Source organism: Streptomyces sp. NPDC043812 (assembly GCF_056436245.1).
On record NZ_JBWKCY010000008.1, the window covers coordinates 24,338 to 48,416 of the forward strand.

Below are 24,079 nucleotides of genomic sequence, written 5' to 3' on the forward strand. Positions count from 1 at the left end.
GGTCACGCTTCCCGCGACAGGTAGTTGGGGCCGGTGGTGTAGTGCTTGTTGATGTCGCTCGCTCCGGATCTCCCCTTGGTGAGCAGGGTGCCCGCCGTGACCATGGCCTTGACCGGCAGGTGGGACGCTTCCCGTACATGGGTACGCAGGAGGTCGCCGCCGTGTTCGCGGCCGAGGCGTACGACGGCTTCGTCGAGCCGGTCGCGGACGAGGCCGAGCAGCCGGCCGAGCGTGGCGTGCCCGTGGGCGGCGAGGCCGAACGCGTAGACACCGGCGCACAGGTGGACGGTGATGGTGGTGAACAGATCGGTCACCGGTCCGTCGGAGGTGCCCAGGATGCGGGGGTCGTCGAAGTCCGGGTCCGATGCGCCGGTGCCCAGCCGGTCGCGCAGCCGGCTGATGTTGACGCGCGGTCCGTCGTTGTCCTTGAACAGCAGCCGTAGCCGTCTCGGGCCGGTGTCGTCGAGGACGAGGGAGATGTTCTGCTGGTGGGACTCGAGGGCGATGCCGTAGCCGAACAGGGTGGTCTGCCAGCCGAGGAGCAGGGTGAGGACGGCGTCGAGGAGGGCGAGAGGATTGCCGCCGTAGTAGCGGTCGGCGAGCCGGTCGATGACGAGGCGGCCGCAGGGTGCCGTGGCGAGGAGCGCGGCCATGGGCACGACGGCTGCGCTGTCGAGTCCGTCGGGCAGGGTGCGGCGGAGTACGGCGAGCAGTTCGTGGCCCGCGTGGGCGTACGCCGTCTCGTCGGCGAGCAGGACTGTGTCGCGGTAGCCGGGTTCGCGGGCGAGCACGGCCTCCAGCAGGCGCTGTCCGGCGGCGCCGTCGCGCAGGCTGCCGGGCTTGACGGTGCGACGGTTCAGCAGGCCGAGCGTGGACGTGGCGAGCGGCAGCTTGAGGTGGACGCCAGGGTGCCCGGCCGGCGCAACGGTCCGCATCGACAGCGTCGGGACCGCCTCGGCGAAAGGCTGCTCGCAGAGGTGGGCCCGGCCGTCGAGTCCGGTGCTGCGCAGGGCGTCCTTCAGCGGGCCGTCGGCGGTCAGCGGGTGCACGGGCAGGGCGAAATGGGTGTCGTCCAGCCTCGGGGGCAGCCCGAACCGCGACGGGGCCGGCCAGGAGCCCTCGGACGGGGACAGCCCCTGGCGTGTGACGGCGTCGAGGGGCAGGGCGAGTAGGCGCAGGGGGAAGCTCGGGTGGAACTCCGGCGCATAGCGGCGCAGTTGACCGCCTGTCAGGCCGACGCGGGCGCGGGACGTGGGGTACACGGGGTGGTCGGTGCGGGCCGCGAGGGTGTCGAAGGCGAGTGACGCGGCAGGTCCGGTCCAGTCCGCGACGTCGGGACCGTACCGGTCGGCCAGCGCATCGGCGGTCGCGGCGTGGGTGTCGGTGTGCAGGCAGGCGGTGTCGAGCGCGGCACGGCACTCGTCGGCGAAGGCGTCGTACCCGGCCCGGTCCGCGGGGTCGGCGAGGCGGGCGAGCTCCTCGATGATGTCGTCGGCCGTCGTCAGTTCCGATCCGTCGCTCTCGCGGCGCAGCAGCGGCAGCCGTGCGGCCCACCGGCTCTGGAACCCGTCCTCGTGGACGGGCAGGAGCAGTGCCTCGCCCGCTCCGGTGTCCAGCCTCAGCCAGGTGCCGTCGGGTGCCCGCAGCGGGGTGCCGCGGGTGCGCAGATGGGCGACGTCCTCGCGGAGCAGTGCACTGAGGACGCGCAGCAGCAGACGGGCGGCTTCGGGGCGGTCCGCCGGTGCGGCCGGGGGTGTCACGGCGTGATCTCCCAGCGGTGTGCGGCGAGGAAGGCGTCGACGGCGCGGCCCACGGCCTGCCGGCTGTCGCCGACGGCGCGGACGATGCCGAGGAAGTCGCGGTTGGTGTGGTGCAGTTCGTGCCGTTCGCCGAGCTCACGGGTGGGCCGGTAGGTCAGACGGACGCCGTCGGCGGTCAGATCGGCGGGGCCGGGCGCGGCGGTCAGGGTGCCGGCGCGATCGGCGCACGGGTAGTCGAGCCGTGCGGCACGGTCTGTCCGCAGGTCGAGGTCCGCGGGCAGCGGGCGGCCGAGATGGGTGTGGAGGATGTGCTCGAAGAGCGGGATGCCGAGCAGTTCGGCGAGGAGCAGATCGCACTGGTCGCCGATGGCGCGGTAGTTGACCTCGATGATGCGGGCGCGTCCGTCGTGGACGACGAATTCGGTGTGGCATGCCCCGAGGCCGACGCCGAGCGCGTCGAGCTGGGCGAGCACCTGGGCGGTCACGTGCTCCGGGTGCGCGGGCACGTAGGTGAGCTGTTCCTCGATGAAGTACGGGGGTGGCGAGAGCCGGGTGCGGAATCCGCCGAGGACATGGCGGCGCCGGCCGTCGCCGAGTGTCTCCAGGGTGCACAGGTCGCCGGGCAGGAACTCCTCGACGACGAGTGCGTCGCCGGGTCTGCGGTCCTGGATCTCCTTGCAGTGCCGTACGAGTGCGGCCTCGTCGTCGGCGCGCACGACGTCCTCGCTGGCGACGCCCTCGCGCGGTTTGACGACGCAGGGGAAGGGGACGGGTGTGCGGGCGAGGGCGGTGGACGGGTCCTGACCGGCGCGGATTTCGACGGAGCGCACGGCGTCGGCGCCGGTGGCGGCGAGCCGGCGGCGCATCTGCGCCTTGTCCTTGGTGCGCAGCGTGGCGCGCCAGTCCTTGGCGGGCAGGCCGAACCAGTCGGCGGCGAGCGCGGCCTGGGTCTGCAGATGGTCGCTGTTGGTGAAGACGGCGTCCGGGGTGCCGCGGGCGGAGATACGGCTGATGACGGCACGGAAGTCACGTACGTCGCACGGCAGCACCTCGATGTCGGGGTACCTGTCGCGGTGGTCGGCGGGCCGGTCGGTGAGCACGGTGACGGCGAGGCCGAGCCTGCGCGCGGCGGGCAGGAATCCCTCGGTGACCGAGTCGGTGGGGTTGAGGGCGAGCAGATACAGCTGCATGAGTCGTTCACTTCCGCGCGCACGGTTCGAGGAGGGCACGTCGCACGCGGCGCCGTTCCTGGTCATCACGGGTGAGCTTAGGTTAGGCATGCCTAAAGGTGCCAACTCGCCACTCCCGCCCCCCGGTTCACAGCGACCCCACCCGAGTGTGGGTAAGGTGAGGCTTCCCTCAGTTCGCGGCGCTCCGTCGCGGTTTGCACATCGCCCTGCCCGTTCGAGGAGAGATTCCGTGATCCTGGCCCCGGCGTCGGCACCAGGCCGACCCGCCGCGAGCTGTGCCGCCCTGCTCGCCTCGGCCTACCGACACCTTGCCGCCGTGTGCCCGGCGCTCGAACTCACGGTGGGCGAGCCCTCCCCCGTCGGCCAGGGGTGGGCGGACGGTGCCGAACTGGTCTGCCGCCCGGAACTCCTGGACGCCTTCCTCGACACGGAGGCCGCCCGCATCCGCGAGCGGTACGCACACACCGCCCGCCCCGACGTCGTCGCGTCCCGCGCCCTGCACGGTCATCTGTGGACGGTCTGTCTGCTGATCAGCGGCCCCTGGTACCTCGAACGCCGGGTCCCCCGCCTGCTGCCGCACGAGGTGCGCATCAGCCGCACCACGGACGCCTGCGAGGTCGTGCCCGGCAGCTTCGCCTGCCTCCCGGACGATCCGGCGGCCGGGCTGCCCGGCGCACGAGTGGTGCCCCACGAGGAGGCGTTGCGCGCGGAGTTGCGCACCACGGTCGCCGAGCACGTCCGTCCGCTGCTCGCGGCGCTCGGACCGCGGCTGCGGCGCGGACCGCGCGCCCTGTGGGGCATGGTCGGCGACGATCTGGTGTCCGGCATCTGGTATCTGGGGCGGATGCTCGGCGAGGAGGAGCGTGCTGTGCGGGCGGCGGGCGCGCTGCTGCCAGGACCCGTCGCCCCGTTCCCCGGCGGCGCCGACTTCCGCAGTCTGACCGGCCGTGACGGGGCGTCGTATCCGACGCGGACGCGGCTCGGCTGCTGCCTCTACTACACGATTCGCCCGGACGAGGCGTGCGCCACCTGCCCGCGCACGTGCGACGCGGAACTGCTGCGCCGGCTCGAAGGCGACACCCCGCCCGGTCGGCCCGGCAACTGACGGGCCGACGGGCCCTGCCGCCCGGCGCAGGCAGGTCGGCACGCGGCCGAACGGCGGCTCCCCGACCGGGACATGCGTCAACCGGTCACCCGGGCGATCAGCAGGGCGACATCGTCGGGTGTGTCGGGCTGGCGCAGTGCCTGCAGCAGCCGGTCGCAGGTCTCGCCCAGCGTCGCGTCGGACGTCTGGAGCAGGCCGAGCAGCGTGTCCAGCCGGACGTCGATGTCCTGGTCGCGTGTCTCGACCAGGCCGTCGGTGTAGAGCACGAGGACATCGCCCGGGTCGATGCCGACGGTGATGCTGCGCAGGGCGACCCCTCCGACGCCCAGCGGCGTCCCGGTGGGCAGGTCGAGCAGCCGCGGCGCGCACCCGCGGCGCACCAGCACCGGGGGCAGATGCCCGGCGTTGGCGATGCAGCACTGGGCGCGGTGGGGGTCGTAGACGGCGTACATGCAGGTGGCGATGTACGGGTCGAGACCGGCGGTGATCTCGTCGAGGTGGCGCAGCACCACCGCGGGGTCGAGGGAGAGCCGGGCGAGGGTCTGGGTCGCGGTGCGCAGCCGGCCCATGGCGGTGGCGGCGTTGACCCCGCTGCCCATCACATCCCCGACGACCAGCGCGGTGCGTTCGCGGTCCATGGGGATGATGTCGAACCAGTCGCCGCCGACCTCGCTGTTCGCCCGCGCGGGCTGGTAGCGGGAGGCGACCTCGAGGCCGACGAGGTGCTTCGGGGTCTCGGGAAGCAGGCTGCGCTGCAGGGTCAACGCGGTCTCGCGCTGCTGGCGGTACCAGCGGGCGTTGTCGATGCACACGGCGGCCCGTGAGGCGAACTCGGTCGCGAGCAGCACATCGTCGTCGGTGAAGGGCAGCGGATTACGGGCACGTTTGAGGTCGAGCGCACCGAGCACCTCACCGCGCGCGATCAGCGGCACCGCCATGTACGAGTGGACGCCGGCATCGGCGAGCAGCGCGGCGGCCCTGCTGTCCCGTGCGATGTCGCGCAGATCCTGCTCGCCGAGCACCGGGATCGTGACCGGCCGTGCGGTGTCGACGCACTGGGTGACGAGCCGGCCGGCGTCGTAGCGGGCGAGTTCCCCGGGCCGGTCCGCCGCCTCGACGGCGACGGTGGGGTACGCAGCGGCGACGGCCAGGGCACGGATCAGCAACGGTCCCTCGTCCGGCATGCGGTTCGGCCGCCCGTCGGGGCCTACGAGCACACTGTCGAGGACATCGACGGCCGCGACGTCGGCGAGCTCGGGCACGGCGACGTCGGCGAGTTCCCGCGCGGTCTGCTCCAGGTCGAGAGTGGTCCCGATCCGTACGGACGCGTCGGCGACGAGTGCCAGGCGCCTGCGGGCGCGCTCAGCCTCCGTGGCCGCGCGGTGCCGGTCGGTGACGTCGACGACCGAGACGGCGAGGCCGATCACGCGCCCGCCGGGGTCCTCCAGCCGGTACATGGACACCGACCAGGCACGTTCACCGGCCGGTTCGGAGGGAAGACGGCCGAGCACATGGCGGTCCAGCAGCGGCGCGCCGGTGTCGAGGACATCGCGCATGGCGGCCTCGAGGCTGTCGGCGTCGCCGAACGGCAGGGTTTCGCGGATGCTGCGGCCCACGAGCTGCTCCGCGGGCAGTCCGCCGATCCGCTCCAGCGCCGGGTTCGCCGCCACGCACCGCAGATCACCGCCGAGGACGGCGAGACCTATCGGCGACTGGTCGACGAGGCGCACCGAGAGCGCAAGATCCCGTTCGACCCGGCGCAGGGTCACCTGGTCGGTGGCCAGCCCCAGGGCGTAGTAGCCGCCGAGGTCGTCCTGCAACCGCATGTTGCGCCATTCCAGCAGGCGCGTGGAGCCGTCCTTGTGCCGTACCCGGAAGACGCCCTCCCAGCCCTCCCCGCTCACCATGACCTGCTGGAAGAGGTTGAGCACCAAGTCGAAGTGCTCGTCGGCGACGAGCAGCTGCGCGGCGTACCTGCCCAGCGCCTCCTGGGGGGTGTATCCGAGGAGCTGCTCGGCCTGGGGACTCCAGAGGACGATGCGTCCCTGCGAGTCGAGGACGACGGCGGCCACCCCGAGCACGTCCATGAGCCCGCCCGGCGGCGACAGCGCCGCATCCGCCCGACCGTCCGCCGAGAGGCCGGCACGGAACACGTCAGCGCTGCCCACAATCGCTCCTTCCGCTGTCACGATGCTCGGGCACGCCGGATCTCTCACGTCCTCACACCGGGATGACGGGTACCTCCCATATTCCCTCCCCACCGGCGAAAACCGCAGCCCTTCGGCCCGATCTCCCGGTGCGGATTGTGTGCGGGACGTCTTCGGCACACCCCTGCCGCGCCGAGCGGGGCGCGGCGGGGGGGAACGCACAAGTGCCCGTGCGATCAACGGAGTTCACCCTATGCGGACTCGTGGCACGTGGAGGATCATTCGACGCGACCCGTGCGGTACGCGGCGAGCGCCCAGATCACGAACACGTCGAGCGCGATCATGATCACCGACCAGACCGGTGCATAGGGCAGGAAGAGGAACTGGGTGATCAGGCTGAGCGACGCCAGCAGGATGCCGGTGAGACGGGCCCACTCGGCGCCCTTGAGCACGCCGGCGCCGGTGATCGCGACCAGGATGCCGAGCACCAGGTGGATCCAGCCCCAGCCGGTGAGATTGATCCGGTACACGTAGCCGCCGACCCGGGTGTACCAGTCGTCCTCGACGATGCCCGCGATGCCCTGGAACACGGCCAGAACGCCGCCGCACAGCATCAGGATTCCGGCGAAGGCGACCCCACCGGTCACCCAGGCACTGGAGGGATCCGGCGCGGGCGGCCTGGCACCGACCGGAGGTGATTGCTGACTCATGGGTCGCTCCTTCTCGTCCGAAAACCCGTGCGTGCTCGTCCGGGATCCTGGGTGCGTGCGGATTTCGAGCGTCCGCCCCGGGTGATCCCTGCGCCATTCGGATGAGGCCGGGCGGGTGACGGCCCGGCTCCGGCGGGCCGTCACCCGGTTCCCGCAGCCCACCGGGCGCGCCGGTGGCGTCCCGGCGTTGACTGGGGCGAACACCGGCTACGGGAGGCCCCATGGCGGAAGCGCCGAGCCTGCGCGGGATGCTGCGCAGCGGCGGCTACTCCCGCCTGCTGCTGCTCTCCGTGCTCGTCGGTGTGCCCATCGCTCTGTCCTGCTTCTTCTTCGTGAGCCTGCAGCACGAGTTCCAGCACTGGGTGTGGCACACGCTTCCTGCGTCGGCGGGGCACGAGCAGCCCCCGTGGTGGTGGCCGCTGCCCGCCCTGCTGCTGGCAGGGCTGCTGCTGGCGCCCGTCGTCACCAGAGTGCCGGGAGGCGGCGGCCACGTACCGGTGAACGGGATCGGCGGTCCGCAGCTGGGGCCGAGGGAGCTGCCCGGGGTGGCGTTCGCGGCGCTCGCGACGCTGCCGCTGGGTGTGGTCCTCGGTCCCGAGGCTCCCTTGATGGCGCTCGGCAGCGGCCTGGCGCTGCTGGCCCTGCGCTCCGCGAAACGGGCCGCGGATCCGAAGACCGCGCTTGTGCTGGGGACGGCCGGGCGACTCCGGCACTGGCGCTCGGGGTCGTGACGGCGGTGTCCGTGGTCACCCGGCTGCCGGTCACCAGTACCGTCCTCACCGTCCTGCTCCTCGGCCGCGACGCGCACGAACAGATGCCACTGATCGTGGTCTGCGCGGTGGTCGGCTTCGTCACGGCGGAGCTGCTGGAGCGGGCCCCGGGCGAAGTAGTCCCAGCGAGGCCCGCCTGACCGGGCCGGCCGCGGACGTGCCCTCGAACACCCCCGGGGCCCGACCGGATTCCGCCGCGCACACCGTGGGTCCGCACGGGATGTGCGCGGGTGTCAAGGACGGTCGTGCGCGTCCTGGTGGTGGGGGCAGTGGCGTGCGGCGGCCAGGAGCACGTCCACCTGGGAGCCGATGTCATCGGCGTGGCGCAGTGGGGTGGGGAACAGGATGCGCAGGTCGCGGTGGGTGCGGGCGTATTCGCAGCGCAGGGTGATGCCGTAGCGGTCCAACGCGTAGGGGCGGATCCGTTCGACGCCGACGAGGAGCTCCGGGCCGCCCAGCCGGCTCAGCGCCGTGACGACGTCGACGTGGTCGTCGGCCATGTGGGTCAGCAGACCCGCCTCCTCGGAGGCCAGCGGGTCGGCCTCGGCAAGGACCACTTCGTCCAGGCCGACGTCGGCGACGGCGCCGTCCTTCTCCAGGGTCGCGCGGGCGGTGTCGAGACGGAGCACGCACACGCCGGGCTCCCGGTCCTCACCGCACGCCGTGAGCCACCCGGACAGGGTCACCCGGGCGCGCACCCGGTCCCGGACGGCGGTGGGCGCGACATCGGTGAACTCCAGAAGGGCGGCGAGTACGCCTCGTGGGGCGCAGGCGGCCTCCGCTGCCAGGGGGCTGTCGTTGGGCGCGTGGAGCCTCAACTGCCCCTTCCCGTCGACCGCGTGCATACCGATCAGGTCGTAGCAGTTCCCGCCGGTGGTCAGGCTCAGCGATCCCGCTCCGGCGAGGACGGAGCGGATCCGCTCGGCATCGCTCGGTCCGCCGCCGCAGACGTCTGTGAGGCCCATCAAGATCTCCTTAGGTTAGGCTTGCCTAACCTAGCAGCTCCTCGCGGCCTCTCGTCAGCCCCTGCTTCCGGCCGAGGGTCCGGGCCGTCGTCCCGCTCGAAGATCCCGTATGCCCGCGGCGCGGATCCGGTCGTCGTGCCATTCGGTGCGGGGCGCAGGCGGTAGCCGGACATGACGAAGCGGACCGGAGCCGTTCCGCCGACAGCACGGCTCCGGCCCGCGGTCCCTGTACGGCCCCGGGCCCGGTGCGCGGTCCCGTCACCCCGGCAGGCCCCAGGGTTCGGAGAGGCCGACGGCCGGAACATCGCGCGGCCGCGGATCGACCCGCGCTCCCCTCGGGGCCACGAGAGCGGTCGCGCCGCGTTCCAGCGCGATCTCGATGCGGCCCGGTGCCGTTTCCCGGTGGCGCAGCGGACGTCCGCGGGAGTCGCGTACCTCGATGTCTCCCCCGATGCCGTGCTGCAGCACGAGCGGCGAGCCCGCCTCGCTGTGCACGCGGACCCAGCGTGTCGTTCCTCCCGACCGGTCGGCGTCGACCAGGAACGCGCCTTGCGTGCGCAACGACTCCACCGACGCGTCCGGCCAGCGGCGGGACACCGAGGGGAAGACCCGAACGACTCCACCATGGCTCTGCACCGCCATGTCGAGGACCGACTGGGCGGCGGTCAGCGGACTCTCGGTGGCCAGGTTCCCCCCTTCGACATACATGGTGTTGGGGGTCATCCGGGCGTTCTTGATCAGGTTGCCGTCGGTGAAGAAGGTGAGCAGGTCGAGCGCGTCCTCGGGCCGTTCGATCCGCGAGGCCATGGACGAGGCGGCGGCATAGCTGTAGCCCGCCCACAACTGCCTTTCCCCGACCCAGTGGTCGAAGGTCGTCCGGATGACGTCCCGGTCGCCGGGGCGGTCCCAGTCCAGTTCGTGGAGGGGGAAGAACCAGAGCATGTGCGAGAAGTGCCGGTGCGACTCGGTCAGCGGCCGTCCGGCGCCGATCATGATTCCGGTCGCGTCACGCGGATAGGGCGTGAGGCGGTCGAGGATCTCCTGCCAGCGTCCGGCCCGCGGATGGTGCGTACGGAGCAGGCGTTGGCACTCGAGCAGCGTCGCGCACGCCCAGCGGATGAGCGACAGGTCGTAGGTGCAGTCCTCGGCGTCCGCCCACTCGGGCGAGCGGGTGAGCGGCAGATGCAGCTTGCCGTCGGGGCCTTCGTGGAGGAAGTGGTCGTAGAAATTGACCGCCTTGGCGAGTATCGGGTGGAGCACGTCGCGAACGATGCGCAGGTCCATGGTGTGGCGGTAGCTGAGCCAGACGTTGTGCATGGCCCAGATGAGATTGCCGGTGTTGTCGGTCTTCCTCGACGTGCCGGGGACGCCGACCGTCCATGCGCCGGGGCGCAGCATCCAGTCGGAGGGGTGGGCGAGCGCATAGGTGTCGCCGTCGCGGTACTCCGGTGGCACGGACAGCGGCAGATGCTTCTCGAAGGCCCTGAACGACGAGGTGACGGAGTCGAGTTCCTGGTGGTTGGAGCCCTGGATGAGCCAGGTCGCGATCTGGACGTTGAGGTTCCACCACACCGCCGTCCAGCTCCCACCCGTCTCCGGATACCAGGGTCCCCACTCGGACATGGAGGGGCCGCCGGCCCTGGTCGCGCAGGCCGCCTTGTACAGCTGGATCCAGTAGAAGTCCTGGATCCGCTTGTCCGGCACGGACAGGAGGCTGCGGCGGTAGAAGCGGTGCCACCAGCGGCGGTGGTCAGCCACCAGGTCGTCCGGGTCGGCGGCGAGAGTCCGGGCCACGTCGGCGACGGCGAGTCCGGTGGTCCCGGCGAGGTCCCCGGGGAAACGGTAGACGAGATGGGCGGCGAGGAGGCTCCCGGTCCCCGCTCGGCGCTCGCGCCAGGCGGTGGTCCAGCCGCCTCCGGCGACGAGTGGCTGTTCGACGTAGTGGGTGGCACCCGAGGAGCCGGACCGTGGGTCCGGATTGCCGGTGTAGTCGGCGGGCTTGTCCTTGGTACGGGGGGACGTCGCGGGCATGGATGTGAACGCCCAGGCAGCAGTCTCCTCCCCGGCGGTGGGCCGCGTCGAGATCAGCAGTGCGCTGCGGGTGTTGTGCACCAGCATCGAGAACCGGACGCTGCCACGGGTGGTGGTGATGGTGCCGTGGAGTTCGGCGTCCCAGATGTCGAGGGTCCAGTCGATCCCCGTCACTTCGCCGGCGAGGATGAGATCGAAGTGGCCGACGGGCAGCCGCGAGTATCCATAGGTGGCGCGCCACTGACTCCGCTGATCCTGCACCTGGCTGTGACTGACCATGACTTTCACGGAGCTGGGGGTCGCCCCGCGGTAGACCTGGACGCCGAGGAGCCCATTGGCCAGGAAGGGGCCGTCCTTCCAGTCCGCGGGCATCCGCCTCCAGCGCAGCGCGGCCGCGCGGGCGATCCGCTCGTGGACATCCGCGGCCGCCACGCCCCCCGACGGCGGTCCCGGCCGGGCCCACGCGACACCGGGACCGGCCGTCCACACGGCCGCACCGGTCGCCGCCGCCGAAGCGATCGCCGTTCTGCGTGAGATTCCGTACCCTGCCTGGGCGTTCACGTATGCGCCTCCCCATTCGGATGGTGAACTCCCCACGCATGGTGCAGGGTTGGGAGGCAAACCGGAATACCTCCGATGAATCTGAATCCAAGAGCAGGGAGGGAAGGCCGGGTTCGCGATCAGGAGGCGGTAGCGCGGGCACCCGAGCAGGAAACCTCGGAGGACTACCGCTGGGGCCTCAGCCGCGCCTGCCTCAGGAGCGGGGCGGACCAGGGGTGTTGCGGGTGCGCCGGAGAACCTCGTCCGGGTCGATCGGCTCGTCGGGATTCAGCACTACGCCGCTTCGGCGCAGGAACCCGTCGAGGCAGTCCCACACCATCCGGGTCAGATGACCGACGGCCTCCTGACGACTGATCGCGGCGGACTCGAGCCACCACTCGGCGGTGACATGGACCATGCCCACGATCGCGTACGCCAACGGCTGCGCCCCACGGGTGTCGAGGCCGAACGCGTCGAGGTATCCGCCGAACACGTCGGCAAGGGTGGCTGCCGCCAGCTCCTTGCCGACCCGCACACCCTTCCCCTCGCTCGTCGGCCCGGTGGGGACGGTGCGGCTGACCAACCAGTAGAGGTTGGGGTGCTCGTCGAGCACCGAGAAGACGGCGTCGATGGCACCGGCGATCTGCTCGTTCGGTGTGGCGTCCGGGTCGAGCGCGGGAACCAGCCGCTCCATCAGCATCGCTGCCGCACGGTCGTGGAGCGCGGCCAGGAGGTCCGCCTTGTCGGTGAACTGGCGGTAGAGCACGGGCTTGCTCACGCCGGCCTCCGCCGCCACCTCCTCGACACGCAACTCCGGGCCGCTCGTGGCCAGTGTACGCAGCGCCGCGTCGACGAACTCCTCGCGCCGCGCGGCACGGTGCGATCTCCACCGCTCCTTACGCCCGTCCCCCGACTTCGCCTCTCCCCCGCTCTTGACTGCCACGACCACAGGTTACATGCTACCGCCGGTAACTGTTACTCAAGGTAGCAGGTTCCGACAGGTAGCAGCCCGTCCCCGAGGAGTGAGCCGCCATGACCCATCCGCCGAAGGTCGAGAGCAGCCTGCCCGAGCACGATGTCGCCCGGCGACTGCTCGACTCGGCCGCGCAGCTGGCGTACGACCCCGCCACCGAGGTGGACTGGGAGACGCCGCTGGACAAGGACTTCCACGGTGCGAGCCCGGAGTGGAGCACGCTCTACGGCACGGCGTACTGGAGCGAGCTGACCGATGCGCAGCGCAAGGAGCTGACACGGCAGGAGGCCGCTTCGGTGGCCAGCACCGGCATCTGGTTCGAGATGATCCTGCAGCAGATGGTGCTGCGTGACATCTACGCGAAGGACCCGACCGACGCCCGGTTCCAGTGGGCACTGACCGAGATCGCCGAGGAGTGCCGGCACTCGATCATGTTCGCGCGCGGCGCGAAGAAGCTCGGCGCCCCCGCCTACCGTCCGCACCGTTTCGCGATCGAACTCGGCAGGGCCTTCAAGGCGATCGCGTTCGGCGAGGCGGCGTACGCGGCGATCCTGGTGGCCGAGGAGGTCCTCGACGTCATGCAGCGCGACTGGATGCGGGACGAGCGTGTCGTGCCGTTCGTCCGCACCATCAACAACATCCATGTCGTCGAGGAGTCCCGGCACATGAAGTTCGCGCGGGACGAGACGCGCAAGCGTCTGGCGAAGGCCGGCCGACTGCGCCGCCAGGTGCATGCCGTCGTCATCGCGGTCGCGTCCTACGTCATCGTCACCAGCATGGTCAACAAGGACGTCTACTCGAACGCCGGCCTCGACAGGAAGCGCGCCGTCGGCGAGGCGAAGTCCAACGAGCACCACAAGTCCCTGATGCGCTCCAGCTGCTCGGGCCTGATGGACTTCCTGGCCTCGGCCCGCCTGCTCACCAAGCCGGCGCTGATCTTCTACAAGCGCGCGAACCTGATCTGACCCGACTCGAGCCGAGCGACGGACCCCATGACCTACGCGATCACCCAGACCTGCTGCAGCGATGCCACCTGCGTCGCCGTGTGTCCGGTCAACTGCATCCACCCGACGCCCCAGGAGCGGGCGTTCGGCAGCACGGAGATGCTGTACATCGACCCGCGGTCCTGTATCGACTGCGGCGCCTGCGCGGACGCCTGCCCGGTGGACGCGATCTTCCCCGTGGACAGCCTGTCCGGGGCGCAGCAGGAGTACGCCGGGATCAACGCCGCGTACTTCGAGGACCAGGAGCCCGAACCGGTCGCCGACAGCCCGAACTTCCACGCCTGGGGGGAGCCGGCGTTCGAGCGGAGCCTGCCGTCCGACTTCGCTCCGATCAGGGTCGCCGTCGTCGGCACCGGACCGGCCGGCATGTACGCCGCCGAGGACCTGCTGCTGCACACCAACGCCGAGGTGACACTTGTCGACCGGCTGCCGGTCGCCGGCGGCCTCGTACGGTACGGCGTGGCACCCGACCACCCCTCGACCAAGAAGGTCGGCGACACCTTCTCGCGGTTCCACGCGCACCCGCGGGTGCGCATGCACCTGGGCCTCGAGGTGGGCAGGGACATCACACCGGAGGAACTCGCCGCGCACCACGACGCGGTCATCTACGCCGTGGGCGCCTCCACCGACCGCCGGCTCGGGATCCCCGGCGAGGACAAGCCCGGCAGCATCTCCGCGACCGCGTTCGTCGCCTGGTACAACGCCCACCCGGAGGTCGCGCCGGACGCGATCGACCTGTCCGTCGAGCGGGTGGTGGTCGTCGGCAACGGCAACGTCGCTCTCGACGTCGCCCGGCTCCTGGTCTGCGACCCGAACGCGCTGGCCGGCACCGACATCGCCGACCACGCGCTGGCGGCCCTGCGCGCGAGCAAGGTGCGGGAGGTGGTGCTGCTCGGGCGGCGAGGCCCCGAGGACGCGGCGTACACCACGTCCGAACTGCTGGCACTCAAGCATCTCGCCGGCGTGGAGCTGGTCGTGGACGACCACGATCCGCGAATCGGCGCGACGGCCGACGCGGCCGGGCCGAAGGACAAGGCCTCGGCGCTGCAAGGTGTCGCTCGCCGTCAGGTGGACTGGTCGCTCGCGCCGGCGGCGGGCCGGCGCATCGTGTTCCGCTTCCACTCGGCGTCCGTCGAGGTGCTCGGCGACGGCAACGTCCGCGGCGTGCGCGTCACGGGAGGTGCGGGAGACCTGGAGATTTCGGGCGGCATGGTGCTGCGGGCCGTCGGGTACCGCGGCGTGCCGGTTGCCGGGCTGCCCTTCGACGAGTCCACCGGCACCGTCCCGCACGAGGCAGGGCGCGTGACCGGGCTGCCGGGGACGTACGTCGTCGGCTGGATCAAACGAGGCCCCTCGGGTGGCATCGGCGCCAACCGCACCTGCGCCGCCGAGACGGTCGGGACGCTTCTCGCCGACGCCATCGGCGGCTCACTGCCCGCGCCGGCGCACCCGCCGAAGGCGTTCCACCGACTCGCGAGACGCCGCAACCGCCATGTCGTCGACGCCCGCGGCATGGCCGCCATCGACCGTGCGGAGCTGGCCGGAGGACGGCGCGACGGCCGTACGCGGGTCAAACTGGCCACGGTCCCGGAGCTGGTGGCGGCGGCGAACGGCAAGCGCCGACGGCTCTTCAACGTGTCGGGGAAGGCACGGTAGGGCGGACGAGTCGAGCCCTGGTTCCGGATCCCTTCTGAACGTCCGGTAGGCCGGGTACTCAGGATCACCCACCTCCAAGAGGGCGAACAGATCGAGGTCATGCCTTGCGAACCGGTGGAGGTACTGGAGGAAGAGCTCCAGTTCCTCCCCCGGCAACGGCTCATCAAGTCTCTCGTTGCGCACTCGCGTAGGCCGTCTGTACAGATCGGCAGCCCCATCGGCCGAGTCCCGCCGGGCGGGGCGTCGCCACCGCCCACCCCGCCTCGGCGACCGGTCCGGTAGCAACGGCTCCATCCTCGCCCACTGGGCATCAGTCAACGACACTCATCAACAAACGATCAGATGATCCGCAGGAAACGTCCCAGGGGGCCTCGTTTGGATCATTGTGCCGCCGCCGCTACGGCCTCACGGCTGAGGGCAAGTTGTGCCACGCGTGTCCGCAGGTGCCTTTGCAGTACGTCTGCCTGCGGCGGGTGTCGGCGACGGAGAACACCGAGACGAGGACACGGAACGCTTTGACGTGTTCGTCAGCGGGGAGGGCTGCGAACCAGTAGCGGGGTGGGTCCATGCAAATCATCATCGAAGGGTTAGCCGTGGGCTTCACTCCGGAACGGGCAACTCCCGCGCTCCCGTCCGCCGTCGTGATGTGCGCTTGCATCGCGTAGCCGGCGACTTCTTGCAGTACCGCCTGCCGTTCTGCCGGGGCGAGGGCGGAGAACCAGGTTGTCCCGTCGTCCAACGTGCGGAGCCCTTGGGCGACCTCGTTGACGATCCGCTCGGCTTCACGCCAAATGGCCCGCCCATCCTCACTACTGGTCCCCAACACCTCCCGATCATTCCACATCGCCGCGAGTCTAGAGCGAGCCAGCGGCATGCAGCACGACTCCTCGCGTAACCAACGACAATGATCCACAGGAAACGGCCTGGCCGCAGCAAGCGCTCTTGCCACGCGGCCGGCGGAGTCGGGCCCGGAGCGGGCGGAGAGCCTCGGGCCCGACGACGAGCCGGGGCGCGCGCGGTGAGTGGAAGCGAGCCACCTTGAACCCCCAGAGGTTCTTACTCACCTGACCCCAGGGCTACTTCACGTGCACGGGAACAATTCCACTTGCTACGCGTCCCGTTGCGCTACGTCGATCTCGTAGGCGATCTCCCAGCGGATGTCCGCGACGACGATGTCCGCCGTCTCCACGGGACGACCCTCACTGTCGTGGTAATTCCGCTCGATCTGAGTGACCAGGTCACCGATCGAGATGCCGAGCAGGTTCGCCTGCTCCTGTGTGGCGCGGGCCGGACGTCCAGGACTCAACGTCGGCTGACTCACATCTCCTGCAAAGCACCCTTGGCAGTACTGACGAAGCGAGTCAGGGCTTGCCAGAAGGGGGCGTAGCAGTCGTCAAACCGCTGCGCAGCCCCGGTTTCACCGTCAATCAAAGCCCGAAATGCCGCAAAGGAGCTATCTGTTGTGGCCTTGAGAGCTTCCGCTGCAGCCGCCACGGCATCCGGTCCTTCCAAGGCGATTACGCGCACGCAGCGACGCAGGACCACGTACTCAGCCTGTAGGAGGCGCCGCAAGTCTTCCAGGGTGTCATCCCGTACCGCGGCGTCACTGACGGCGTGAGATTCGGAAATCTTCCAGTACAGCGCGCCCATCCGATGAGTGCATTCGATGAACTCGACATAGGCCGTACGTCGAGCTTCGCGGAGCCGATCCGTACGTTGGGAGTTCGCGGCAGTCTCCGCTTGTATGCGGGCGGCCCGGGATTGGCCCCGGCTCGTCACCCAGCCGGCGAGGACGGCAGTGCCGCCGGTGAGAGCAGCGATCCATATCGTGTTGTCGGACACCTCGTCAGCCTTGCCCAAAGGGGGACCACAAGAATCCCGGCCGATGGGACCGGTTGCGCCTTCCTCAAGCGCATGGCGCGCAACTTGCAACGGAAGGCCTGGGCCCTCCGGCCTTGGGTATGCACTTGGACGGCGCCCCGTCGCCAACTTTCTCAACAGACGAGGGCTCAGCCGTGTGAACGGCGCAATTCAGACACCTCAGGCGCTTAGCGCGTCAAGTCGGCTGTTGGCGTGATCGAACAGCGGGGAGCGTCGGCTGGTCGCGCTGAGCGGGGAGTCAGCCGGAGTTCCCGTTCGGGGTCATGTCGTACTCGTCGACGTCGAGCTCGGCACCGGTGGCGGTGAGGAAATCCAGGACGCTGCGGTGCAGGTGCCAGCCGAAGAGGTTGGGTGCGTCCGGGAACGGAGACTGGTCTGGATCGGTGTCGTGGAAGTAGCGAACGACTTGGAGCACCGCTCCGCCGCCATGGTCGGCCAGGTGGCTGACGACTTCGGCGATGCGGTTCGTGTGCGGTTGGAGTCTGCTGAGGATCTGGGCAATCTGTTCGTCGACGCACAGACCCGGGTCTCGGCAGACGATCTTCCAGACGTGGTTGACCGGCACTGGCGGATCGGTGCGACGGCTGCCACGAACGGACACTTCATCAGGGGTGACCTTCAGCTGCAACGCCAATTCGTCCGCGGAGAGGTGATCGCTGAACAGTGCGAAGTAGGTGTACTGGCGAAGAGTCATCGTGCGGAGGGTAGCCCTGTGTGAGGGCCGATGAGATCAGGCGGCTGCCTCTGGGGCTCCCCCTGTCTCGGGGATGCCACGGCATAGGTTCGGTTGTGCTCCGACGTGCTCACTCCGGCCGATCCTGGGCGCTGGGCACTGGGCGATCGGGGGAACCGGCATGGGACTGATTCTGTTTCCGGGGGATGGAGACACCGGCAGTCCTGACGTCGCCTGGTCCTGCACCGGCTTCACCTACACGATCCAGACGTCCGACGACGGGCGGAACTGGACGACCGTGCACATGGCGAAGGACGGCAATGGCGGCATCGACGACTTCGACGTGCCGGGCTCCGGCCGCTACGTCCGGCTGCACGCCACCGAACGCGGCACCGGATACGGCTACTCGCTCCACGAGTTCGGCATCTACAGCTGAGTTCGCAGCCTGCCGCCCGCCGACGGCACCCACGCACGACGACCGCGGTGGTCCACTCCGGGAGCGGACCACCGCGGTCCTGCGGCGGGTTGGCCGTCAGGCGGCGCGGCGGGCGCTGTCCCGATGGGTGCGGATGATGTCGGTGTAGCGGTGGCCGCTGCCCTTGATGGTGCGCTTCTGGGTCCTGTAGTCGACGTGGACGAGGCCGAAACGCTTGGCGTAGCCGTAGGCCCACTCGAAGTTGTCGAGGAGGGACCAGGCGAAGTAGCCGGCCAAGGGGGCGCCCTTGCGGGCCGCGCTCGCGCAGGCGGCGAGGTGCTGGACCAGATAGTCGGCGCGGTCGGGGTCGTCGACGGTTCCGTCGGGGCGGACGAGATCGGGGAAGGCCGAGCCGTTCTCGGTGACGTACAGCTTGCGGGCCCCGTACTCGTGGGTGAGACGCAGGAGCAGGGTCTCGATGCCGGAGGCGTCGATCTCCCAGTCCATACCGGTGCGCGGCACGCCGAGGCGGCGTATCTGGCGTGCGAAGGGGGCGGGCCCTGTGGGGTCGTCGGCGACAGCGGCCGGGAAGTAGTAGTTGAGGCCCAGCCAGTCCAGCGGCTGGGCGATGGTCTCCAGGTCTCCGGGGTGCTCGGGGAGCGGGACCTTGTAGACGTCGAGCATGTCGGCGGGGAATCCCCGGCCGTGGACGGGGTCGAGCCACCAGCGGTTGGTGTGGCCGTCCATGCGGCGGGCGGCCGCGATGTCCTCGGGGCGTTCTCCGGCCGGTGTCACGGTGTTGAGGTTGTTGACGATGCCGATCTGCGCCGCGGGGGCGGCCGCGCGGATCGCCTGGGTGGCGAGTCCGTGTCCGAGCAGCAGGTGGTAGGAGGCGCGGACCGCGGCGGTGAGGTCGGTGAGACCGGGTGCCATGCGGCCTTCGAGGTGGCCGATCCAGGCGGAACAGAGCGGTTCGTTGAGGGTGGCCCAGTGGGTGACGCGGTCGCCGAGGCGTTCGGCGACGACGGCCGCGTAGCCGGCCAGGTGCTCGGCGGTGTCGCGCTCGGGCCAGCCGCCACGGTCCTGGAGGACCTGCGGCAGGTCCCAGTGATAGAGGGTCACGGACGGCGTAATGCCCGCTTCCAGGAGCGCGTCGATCACCTGGTCGTAGAAGTCCAGGCCCTTGGCGTTGACCGCTCCGTCGCCGCCGGGCAGGATGCGCGGCCAGGCCAGGGACAGCCGGTAGGCGTTGGTGCCCAGCTCCTTCATCAGGGCGATGTCCTCACGCCAGCGGTGGTAGTGGTCGCAGGCGATGTCGCCGTGATCGTTGTTGTCCACCATGCCGGGCGTGTGCGAGAAGGTGTCCCAGATGGACGGCGAGCGGCCGTCCTCGGCGACGGCCCCTTCTATCTGGTACGCCGCTGTCGCCGTCCCCCACACGAAGTCCTGGGGAAGGGCGGCGAGGTCGATGGGCTCGGTCACGGAAGTCCTCTCGGAAGCGGTGGGGTGGGTCACTTGACGGCTCCGGCGGTGAGACCGGCGACCAGATAGCGCTGGAGCAGCAGGAAGCCCGCGACCACGGGGATGCTCACGACGAGCGAGGCGGCCATGACCTGGTTCCAGTACACGTCGTTCTGGGTGGCGTATCCCTGGAGGCCCACGGCGAGTGTGCGGGTGGTGTCGTTGGTCATGACGGAGGCGAAGAGCACCTCGCCCCAGGCGGTCATGAAGGCGTAGACGGCGACCGCGACGATCCCCGGTATGGCGGCCGGGACGACTACCCGGAACAGGGCGCCGAGCGGGCCGCAGCCGTCGACCTTCGCCGCCTCGTCCAGGTCGCGCGGCACCGAGTCGAAGTACCCGATCAGCATCCAGATCGAGAAGGGCAGCGAGAAGGTGAGATAGGTGAGGATGAGCCCGCCGCGCGAGCCGAACAGCGCGATCCCGGTGGCGTTTCCGATGTTGACGTAGATCAGGAACAGCGGCAGCAGGAAGAGGATGCCGGGGAACATCTGGGTGGACAGGACGGTGACGGTGAAGACCCGCTTGCCGCGGAAGCGGTAGCGGCTGACCGCGTACGCGGCGAAGACCGCGATCACGACCGAGCAGATGGTCGCCGCACCCGCCACGATCAGGGAGTTCACGAAGTATTTCGCCAGCGGGACCGTGTCCCAGATGTCGAAGTAGGGCCGGACGGTCAGTCCGCTGGGCAGCCAGCGGAATGCGCCCGACACGTCCTGCAGCGGCTTCAGGGAGCTGGAGACCATGACGTACACGGGCAGGACCACGAAGCCGGTCAGCAGGGTGAGGAAGACGCGGCGGGACCACAGGAAGGACCGCGGGGGCGCCATCGGAGACCTGGGTGCCGGTCGTGACGTCTGTGCCGGGCTAGACATCGCTGGTCTTCCTTCCTCGGTTGGTGGCGAACAGGTAGAGCCCCGTCACCAGCAGCAGGAACAGCAGCAGGAGGACGGACATGGCGGATCCGGTACCGAAGTCCCAGGTGACGAAGGACGACTGGTAGATGTGGATCGAGATCAGGTCGGCGGACTCGGGCGCCGACTTGCCGAAGAGGACGTACGGCGTGTTGAAGTCGTTGAAGGTCCACAGGAAGAGCACCAGGACGAGGACCTGGTTGATGGGTCGCAGCGACGGCAGCGTGATGCGGCGGATCTGCTGCCACATTCCGGCGCCGTCGATGGACGCGGCCTCGTACAGCTCCTTGGGGATGTTCTGCAGGCCGGCCATGACGATGAGGAAGGCGAACGGCCAGCCCTTCCACACCGACACGGTGAGCAGCGCGACGAAGCTGTTGTCGCCGATCAGCCAGAAGGTGGGGCTGTCGGTCAGGCCCAGCTGGTCGTGCAGCACGTGGTTGATCAGTCCGTTGTCCCGCTGGAACATGAACGCCCAGGTGATCACGGAGGCGTAGACGGGCAGGGCGTACGGGACGAGGAAGAGGGCACGCAGCAGGCCACGGCCCCGGAAGGTGTCCTGCAGATACACCGCGGCCGCGGTCCCCAGCAGCCAGCACAGGCCGACGGACAGCACGGTGAAGGCACAGGTGATGAGGAAGGAGTGCAGGAGTGCCTCGCCGACCGGTGCCTCGAAGTCGACGGAGACCGCGTAGTTCTCCAGGCCGAGCCAGGGCGCGGCACCCCAGTCACGGAGAGAGAACTGGGTGAGCTCCTTGAAGCTCATCACGATGCCGATGACGATCGGCAGGAGATGGACGAGGATTTCCAGGAGCAGGGCGGGGAGCAGCAGCAGATAGGGCAGCCCGATGCGGCGGATCCGCCCGGGGCGGCGCGGACCGCGCGCCGCCCCGGGGATGGTCCCGCGCACCGCCCGCTGCCCGACGTCCTGGGGAGCGGTGACGGTCATGGTGGGATCGCTCACTTCTTCGGCATCTGCTGCTGGGCCTTGGTGAGTTCGGCCTTGACCGCGTCGTCGGTCACCTGCCGCCCGGCGGCGGCTTCGGCGAACAGGTTCTTCACGGCGGTGCCGACCGCGGTCTCGAACTGCGACTCGTTGGCGACCTGCGGCAGCGGTGCCGCGCTCCGCGCGAGGGTGTCCCGCAGGACCTTGAGGTCGGGGCGGTCGAAGGCGGGGTCGGACTGGGCGGACTTGACCGGCGGGATGGAGCCGTAGGTCTTGTTGAGGATCTTCTGCTCCTCGTCGCTCGTCATGAACTTGACGAACTTGAGGGCGCCGTCGATGTTGTCGGTGTTTTTGAAGACGGCCATGTTGATACCGGCGACCATCGAGTTGGTGGCCTTGTCCGCGCCGGGGCTGCCGGACCGGACGGGTGCGGGGGCGACGCCCCACTCGTCGGGGTTCATGCCCTGGGCATCGAAGCTGGAGGCGGCGGCCTGCCAGAGCACCATCGCCGTTTTGTCCTTGGCGAAGTCGCTGAGCGACTGGTTCTGGGCGTATTCCGCGTTGCCCGGCGCGATGATCTTGTCCTTGGCCATCAGGTCGACGTACTGCTTCACGGCGGCGACGGCCTCGGGCGAGGTGAAGTCGGGCTTGCCCTGGTCGTCGAAGAAGTCGGCGCCGTGCTGCTTGCCGAGGACGAAGACCTGGTGGATGTTGTTGGACAGGTTCGCGCCCTCTGCCCCCAGGGCCCACTTGCCGTCCTTGGACAGCTTCTTGCCGGTGGTGACCAGCTCGCCCCAGGTCGCCGGGGGCTTCTCGATGCCTGCGTCGGCGAACATCTTCTTGTTGTAGTAGAGGGCGTACGCCATCGAGTACAGCGGCACTGCTGCCGGATCACTGCCGGCCGCGCCCGCCGAGCCGAGCGCGGACTCCACGAAGCGGTCCTTGCCGCCGATCTTCTCGAAGTTCGTCGCGTCCCAGGGCAGCAGGGCGCCGCCGGCCTGGAGCGATGCGGACCACGTGTTGCCGATGTTGAGGACGTCCGGGCCCTGGCCCGAAGTCGTCGCCGTCAGGATCCGGTTGAGGAGGTCGGACCAGGGCACGACCTCCAGCTTCACCTCGATCCCGGTCTCCTTCTCGAACTTCTTCAGCTCCGGTTCGAGGATCTTCTTGTCGGCCTCGAGGCTGGGCCCCTGGTTGCTGGCCCAGTAGGTCAGCATCTTCGGCGATTCGTTGGATCCGCCGTCGGTCGACGAGCCGCCACCGCAGGCGGTCGCGGTCAGGACGAGGGAGAGGGTGACGGCGCCGGCGGCTGCGGCGCGGATTCTGCGCATGGCTCCAGGTGTCCCTTCCGAAGGGAGTCACGGATGCCGGAGGGCGAGGGGTCGGCGAGACGCCGCCTCCACGTCCTGAAGTCCCTCACGGCTTAATTTAGGGTGTGAGTTAAGCTGTAGGAAAAGGGCGCGTCAAGGGGTCGCGCAGGGGTACGTTGCGGGTCGGGGCAGAGGGGAAGGAGCCACATGGCCGGTCGGGGCGGACGCACGGTGAGCGACCTGCGGCGGGGCAACCGGACCGCCGTATTGCAACAGTTGTATTTCGAGGGGCCGATGAGCCGCCATTCGCTGGGCCCGGCGACCGGGCTCAGCTCCGGCTCCGTCAGCAATGTCGTCGCCGAACTGGCCGCCGAGGGACTGGTGGAGGAGGCCGGCAGCGTCGATTCGGCCGGCGGGAGACCGCGCGTGCTGCTGCGGGTCGTCCCCGAGTGCGGATACCTGATCGGCGTGGACGTGGGCGAGACCCGGGTCCGGATCGAACTCTTCGACCTGGCGCTCACCGAACTGGCCCGCACCGAAAGGCTGCTGGAACACCGCGACTACGACGTCGAGCGGATCGTGGGGCACATCGGGGACGGCATCACCGAGGTCCTGGGCGCTGCGGGCACAGCTCCCGAGCGGCTGCTCGGTGTCGGCATCGGGGTCCCCGGAATCGTCGCCCGTACCGCCGAACACGGTGCTGTCGTGCACGGCCAGACCATCGGCTGGGACGAGGTGCCGCTGGAGCAACTGCTCCGTGCCACAGGCCGACTGCCCGATTCCGTCCCGTACTTCATCGACAACGGCGCCCGCACGCTCGGACAGGCGGAGATGTGGTTCGGCGCGGGCCGCGGCGCCCGCGCCGCGGCGGTGATCCTCTTCGGCTCCGGCGTGGGAGCCTGCCTGGTCACGGACGTCGTCGAACACGGCAGGGCCGTCGAGTGGGGCCACCTCACCGTGCGGGTCAGGGGCCGCAGATGCCGGTGCGGGGTGCAGGGCTGCCTCGAGGCGTACGCAGGAGCGGAAGCGCTCCTGGAACGCTGGCAGGAGGCGGGCGGGCGCCCACCCGAGGGCGTCGACGAGGAGACCGCGCTCTCGGCGATGCTCACCGCCGCCTACCCGGCGGAAGGCACCGACCCCGACGCGGTGGCCCAGGCGGTCCTCGAGGAGACCGCCGAGTACCTGGGCGCCGGGCTCGCCGACCTGATTAATCTCTTCCAGCCGGAACGCATCCTGATCGGCGGCTGGGCCGGACTCAGGCTCGGTGCACGTTTCCTTCCGGCGGTACGGAAGTACGCAGCCTCGTATGCACTCGACTACCCCGCGAAGCGCGTCACCATCGAGATGGGCAAGCTCGGCCCGGATGCGGTCACGGTCGGCGCGGCGACACTGCCCCTGGCCGACTTCTTCGCCCGCGGCGGACGGCGCGAGGACCGTGTGAAGGAAAGCCGGCTCCCCGCGTGGCGCACCTCGCTGGAGGAGCGGGCCCTGGGCTGACCCGCTCCCCCGGCGCGGGAACCTACGCCGACTCGAGGACCACCAGCACGGGTTCGAAAACCACGCATGGT

General features: G+C 70.0%; 20 protein-coding genes and 2 pseudogenes. 7 read left to right on the forward strand and 15 right to left on the reverse strand.

All coding sequences use genetic code 11. The features are described 5' to 3' along the window. Positions 1-2 precede the first annotated feature (2 nt). Positions 3-1,760 carry an IucA/IucC family protein gene (locus AC067Z_RS13990; RefSeq protein WP_478789726.1) on the reverse strand — a complete coding sequence of 586 codons (1,758 nt, stop codon included), beginning with the start codon at positions 1,758-1,760 and terminating at the stop codon, positions 3-5. Beyond that, positions 1,757-2,950 carry an ATP-grasp domain-containing protein gene (locus tag AC067Z_RS13995; protein ID WP_478789943.1) on the reverse strand — a complete coding sequence of 398 codons (1,194 nt, stop codon included), beginning with the start codon at positions 2,948-2,950 and terminating at the stop codon, positions 1,757-1,759. Before AC067Z_RS13995 ends, AC067Z_RS13990 begins: the two co-directional genes overlap by 4 nt. Positions 2,951-3,179: 229 nt before the next feature. On the opposite strand from AC067Z_RS13995, the gene AC067Z_RS14000 reads away from it, so the two are divergent. After that, entirely contained in the window at positions 3,180-4,055 is an 876-nt protein-coding gene (locus AC067Z_RS14000) for a (2Fe-2S)-binding protein (RefSeq protein WP_478789727.1), read from the forward strand. Between the two features lie 77 nt (positions 4,056-4,132). Here the strand turns inward: AC067Z_RS14000 and AC067Z_RS14005 are convergent, their stop codons facing one another. Further along, on the reverse strand, positions 4,133-6,223 hold the full coding sequence (locus tag AC067Z_RS14005) for a SpoIIE family protein phosphatase (RefSeq protein ID WP_478789728.1): 2,091 nt from the start codon (positions 6,221-6,223) through the stop codon (positions 4,133-4,135). A gap of 257 nt (positions 6,224-6,480) precedes the next feature. Continuing rightward, complete coding sequence (locus AC067Z_RS14010) at positions 6,481-6,912, reverse strand: DUF7144 family membrane protein (protein ID WP_478789729.1); 432 nt, start codon at positions 6,910-6,912, stop codon at positions 6,481-6,483. 221 nt (positions 6,913-7,133) lie between these two features. Here AC067Z_RS14010 and AC067Z_RS14015 point away from each other — a divergent pair, with 221 nt between their 5' ends. Together AC067Z_RS14015 and AC067Z_RS14020 are read left to right on the forward strand one after the other, a co-directional pair. Continuing rightward, positions 7,134-7,643 carry a hypothetical protein gene (locus AC067Z_RS14015; protein WP_478789730.1) on the forward strand — a complete coding sequence of 170 codons (510 nt, stop codon included), beginning with the start codon at positions 7,134-7,136 and terminating at the stop codon, positions 7,641-7,643. Then, positions 7,640-7,822 (forward strand): hypothetical protein, encoded by a 183-nt coding sequence (locus AC067Z_RS14020; RefSeq protein WP_478789731.1) that lies wholly within the window; start codon positions 7,640-7,642, stop codon positions 7,820-7,822. Before AC067Z_RS14015 ends, AC067Z_RS14020 begins: the two co-directional genes overlap by 4 nt. A gap of 93 nt (positions 7,823-7,915) precedes the next feature. On the opposite strand, the gene AC067Z_RS14025 is transcribed toward AC067Z_RS14020, so the two are convergent. The 3 genes from AC067Z_RS14025 to AC067Z_RS14035 form a co-directional block, all read right to left on the reverse strand. Next, complete coding sequence (locus tag AC067Z_RS14025) at positions 7,916-8,647, reverse strand: DUF2470 domain-containing protein (RefSeq protein ID WP_478789732.1); 732 nt, start codon at positions 8,645-8,647, stop codon at positions 7,916-7,918. A gap of 258 nt (positions 8,648-8,905) precedes the next feature. Continuing rightward, positions 8,906-11,239, reverse strand: a complete 2,334-nt coding sequence (locus AC067Z_RS14030) for a glycosyl hydrolase family 95 catalytic domain-containing protein (RefSeq protein ID WP_478789733.1) — start codon at positions 11,237-11,239, stop codon at positions 8,906-8,908. Positions 11,240-11,432: 193 nt separating this feature from the next. Continuing rightward, positions 11,433-12,161: a TetR/AcrR family transcriptional regulator gene (locus AC067Z_RS14035; RefSeq protein ID WP_478789734.1), complete on the reverse strand. Its 729-nt coding sequence runs from the start codon at positions 12,159-12,161 to the stop codon at positions 11,433-11,435. Between the two features lie 89 nt (positions 12,162-12,250). Here AC067Z_RS14035 and AC067Z_RS14040 point away from each other — a divergent pair, with 89 nt between their 5' ends. Together AC067Z_RS14040 and AC067Z_RS14045 are read left to right on the forward strand one after the other, a co-directional pair. Continuing rightward, a complete protein-coding gene (locus AC067Z_RS14040; RefSeq protein WP_478789735.1) occupies positions 12,251-13,156 on the forward strand; it encodes an AurF N-oxygenase family protein in 906 nt (301 codons plus the stop codon). Between the two features lie 27 nt (positions 13,157-13,183). Further along, complete coding sequence (locus AC067Z_RS14045; RefSeq protein ID WP_478789736.1) at positions 13,184-14,851, forward strand: FAD-dependent oxidoreductase; 1,668 nt, start codon at positions 13,184-13,186, stop codon at positions 14,849-14,851. A 397-nt stretch (positions 14,852-15,248) separates the two neighbouring features. On the opposite strand, the gene AC067Z_RS14050 is transcribed toward AC067Z_RS14045, so the two are convergent. The 4 genes and pseudogenes from AC067Z_RS14050 to AC067Z_RS14065 all read right to left on the reverse strand — a co-directional run bounded on the left by AC067Z_RS14050 (position 15,249) and on the right by AC067Z_RS14065 (position 17,426). After that, positions 15,249-15,725, reverse strand: a complete 477-nt coding sequence (locus AC067Z_RS14050) for a DUF5958 family protein (protein ID WP_478789737.1) — start codon at positions 15,723-15,725, stop codon at positions 15,249-15,251. Positions 15,726-15,959: 234 nt separating this feature from the next. Continuing rightward, positions 15,960-16,145 (reverse strand): annotated as a pseudogene (locus tag AC067Z_RS14055) (UTRA domain-containing protein); the annotation flags it as partial. Positions 16,146-16,168: 23 nt separating this feature from the next. Further along, positions 16,169-16,693, reverse strand: a complete 525-nt coding sequence (locus AC067Z_RS14060) for a hypothetical protein (protein WP_478789738.1) — start codon at positions 16,691-16,693, stop codon at positions 16,169-16,171. A 277-nt stretch (positions 16,694-16,970) separates the two neighbouring features. Further along, the gene (locus AC067Z_RS14065) at positions 16,971-17,426 is read right to left on the reverse strand and encodes a DUF4279 domain-containing protein (RefSeq protein ID WP_478789739.1); all 456 of its coding nucleotides are present in this window, start codon (positions 17,424-17,426) and stop codon (positions 16,971-16,973) included. A 235-nt stretch (positions 17,427-17,661) separates the two neighbouring features. Here AC067Z_RS14065 and AC067Z_RS14070 point away from each other — a divergent pair. Further along, positions 17,662-17,841, forward strand: a pseudogene (locus AC067Z_RS14070) (discoidin domain-containing protein); the annotation flags it as partial. A gap of 96 nt (positions 17,842-17,937) precedes the next feature. On the opposite strand, the gene AC067Z_RS14075 reads toward AC067Z_RS14070, so the two are convergent. The 4 genes from AC067Z_RS14075 to AC067Z_RS14090 are packed head-to-tail and all read right to left on the reverse strand — an operon-like array spanning position 17,938 to position 22,532. Then, positions 17,938-19,302 (reverse strand): GH1 family beta-glucosidase, encoded by a 1,365-nt coding sequence (locus AC067Z_RS14075; protein ID WP_478789740.1) that lies wholly within the window; start codon positions 19,300-19,302, stop codon positions 17,938-17,940. A 29-nt stretch (positions 19,303-19,331) separates the two neighbouring features. Then, entirely contained in the window at positions 19,332-20,171 is an 840-nt protein-coding gene (locus tag AC067Z_RS14080; protein ID WP_478789741.1) for a carbohydrate ABC transporter permease, read from the reverse strand. Positions 20,172-20,208: 37 nt separating this feature from the next. Next, positions 20,209-21,204 (reverse strand): carbohydrate ABC transporter permease, encoded by a 996-nt coding sequence (locus AC067Z_RS14085; RefSeq protein ID WP_478789944.1) that lies wholly within the window; start codon positions 21,202-21,204, stop codon positions 20,209-20,211. An 11-nt stretch (positions 21,205-21,215) separates the two neighbouring features. Then, entirely contained in the window at positions 21,216-22,532 is a 1,317-nt protein-coding gene (locus AC067Z_RS14090) for an ABC transporter substrate-binding protein (RefSeq protein WP_478789742.1), read from the reverse strand. 186 nt (positions 22,533-22,718) lie between these two features. On the opposite strand from AC067Z_RS14090, the gene AC067Z_RS14095 reads away from it, so the two are divergent. Then, complete coding sequence (locus tag AC067Z_RS14095; RefSeq protein ID WP_478789743.1) at positions 22,719-24,008, forward strand: ROK family transcriptional regulator; 1,290 nt, start codon at positions 22,719-22,721, stop codon at positions 24,006-24,008. Positions 24,009-24,079 lie beyond the last annotated feature (71 nt).

Coding starts and splice junctions, on each gene's coding strand:
- AC067Z_RS13995 (WP_478789943.1), bottom strand. CDS start 2,950: ATGCAGCTGTATCTGCTCGCCCTCAACCCCACCGACTCGGTCACCGAG.
- AC067Z_RS14010 (WP_478789729.1), bottom strand. CDS start 6,912: ATGAGTCAGCAATCACCTCCGGTCGGTGCCAGGCCGCCCGCGCCGGAT.
- AC067Z_RS14015 (WP_478789730.1), top strand. CDS start 7,134: ATGGCGGAAGCGCCGAGCCTGCGCGGGATGCTGCGCAGCGGCGGCTAC.
- AC067Z_RS14025 (WP_478789732.1), bottom strand. CDS start 8,647: ATGGGCCTCACAGACGTCTGCGGCGGCGGACCGAGCGATGCCGAGCGG.
- AC067Z_RS14040 (WP_478789735.1), top strand. CDS start 12,251: ATGACCCATCCGCCGAAGGTCGAGAGCAGCCTGCCCGAGCACGATGTC.
- AC067Z_RS14045 (WP_478789736.1), top strand. CDS start 13,184: ATGACCTACGCGATCACCCAGACCTGCTGCAGCGATGCCACCTGCGTC.
- AC067Z_RS14050 (WP_478789737.1), bottom strand. CDS start 15,725: ATGCCGCTGGCTCGCTCTAGACTCGCGGCGATGTGGAATGATCGGGAG.
- AC067Z_RS14065 (WP_478789739.1), bottom strand. CDS start 17,426: ATGACTCTTCGCCAGTACACCTACTTCGCACTGTTCAGCGATCACCTC.
- AC067Z_RS14080 (WP_478789741.1), bottom strand. CDS start 20,171: ATGGCGCCCCCGCGGTCCTTCCTGTGGTCCCGCCGCGTCTTCCTCACC.
- AC067Z_RS14085 (WP_478789944.1), bottom strand. CDS start 21,204: ATGACCGTCACCGCTCCCCAGGACGTCGGGCAGCGGGCGGTGCGCGGG.
- AC067Z_RS14090 (WP_478789742.1), bottom strand. CDS start 22,532: ATGCGCAGAATCCGCGCCGCAGCCGCCGGCGCCGTCACCCTCTCCCTC.
- AC067Z_RS14095 (WP_478789743.1), top strand. CDS start 22,719: ATGGCCGGTCGGGGCGGACGCACGGTGAGCGACCTGCGGCGGGGCAAC.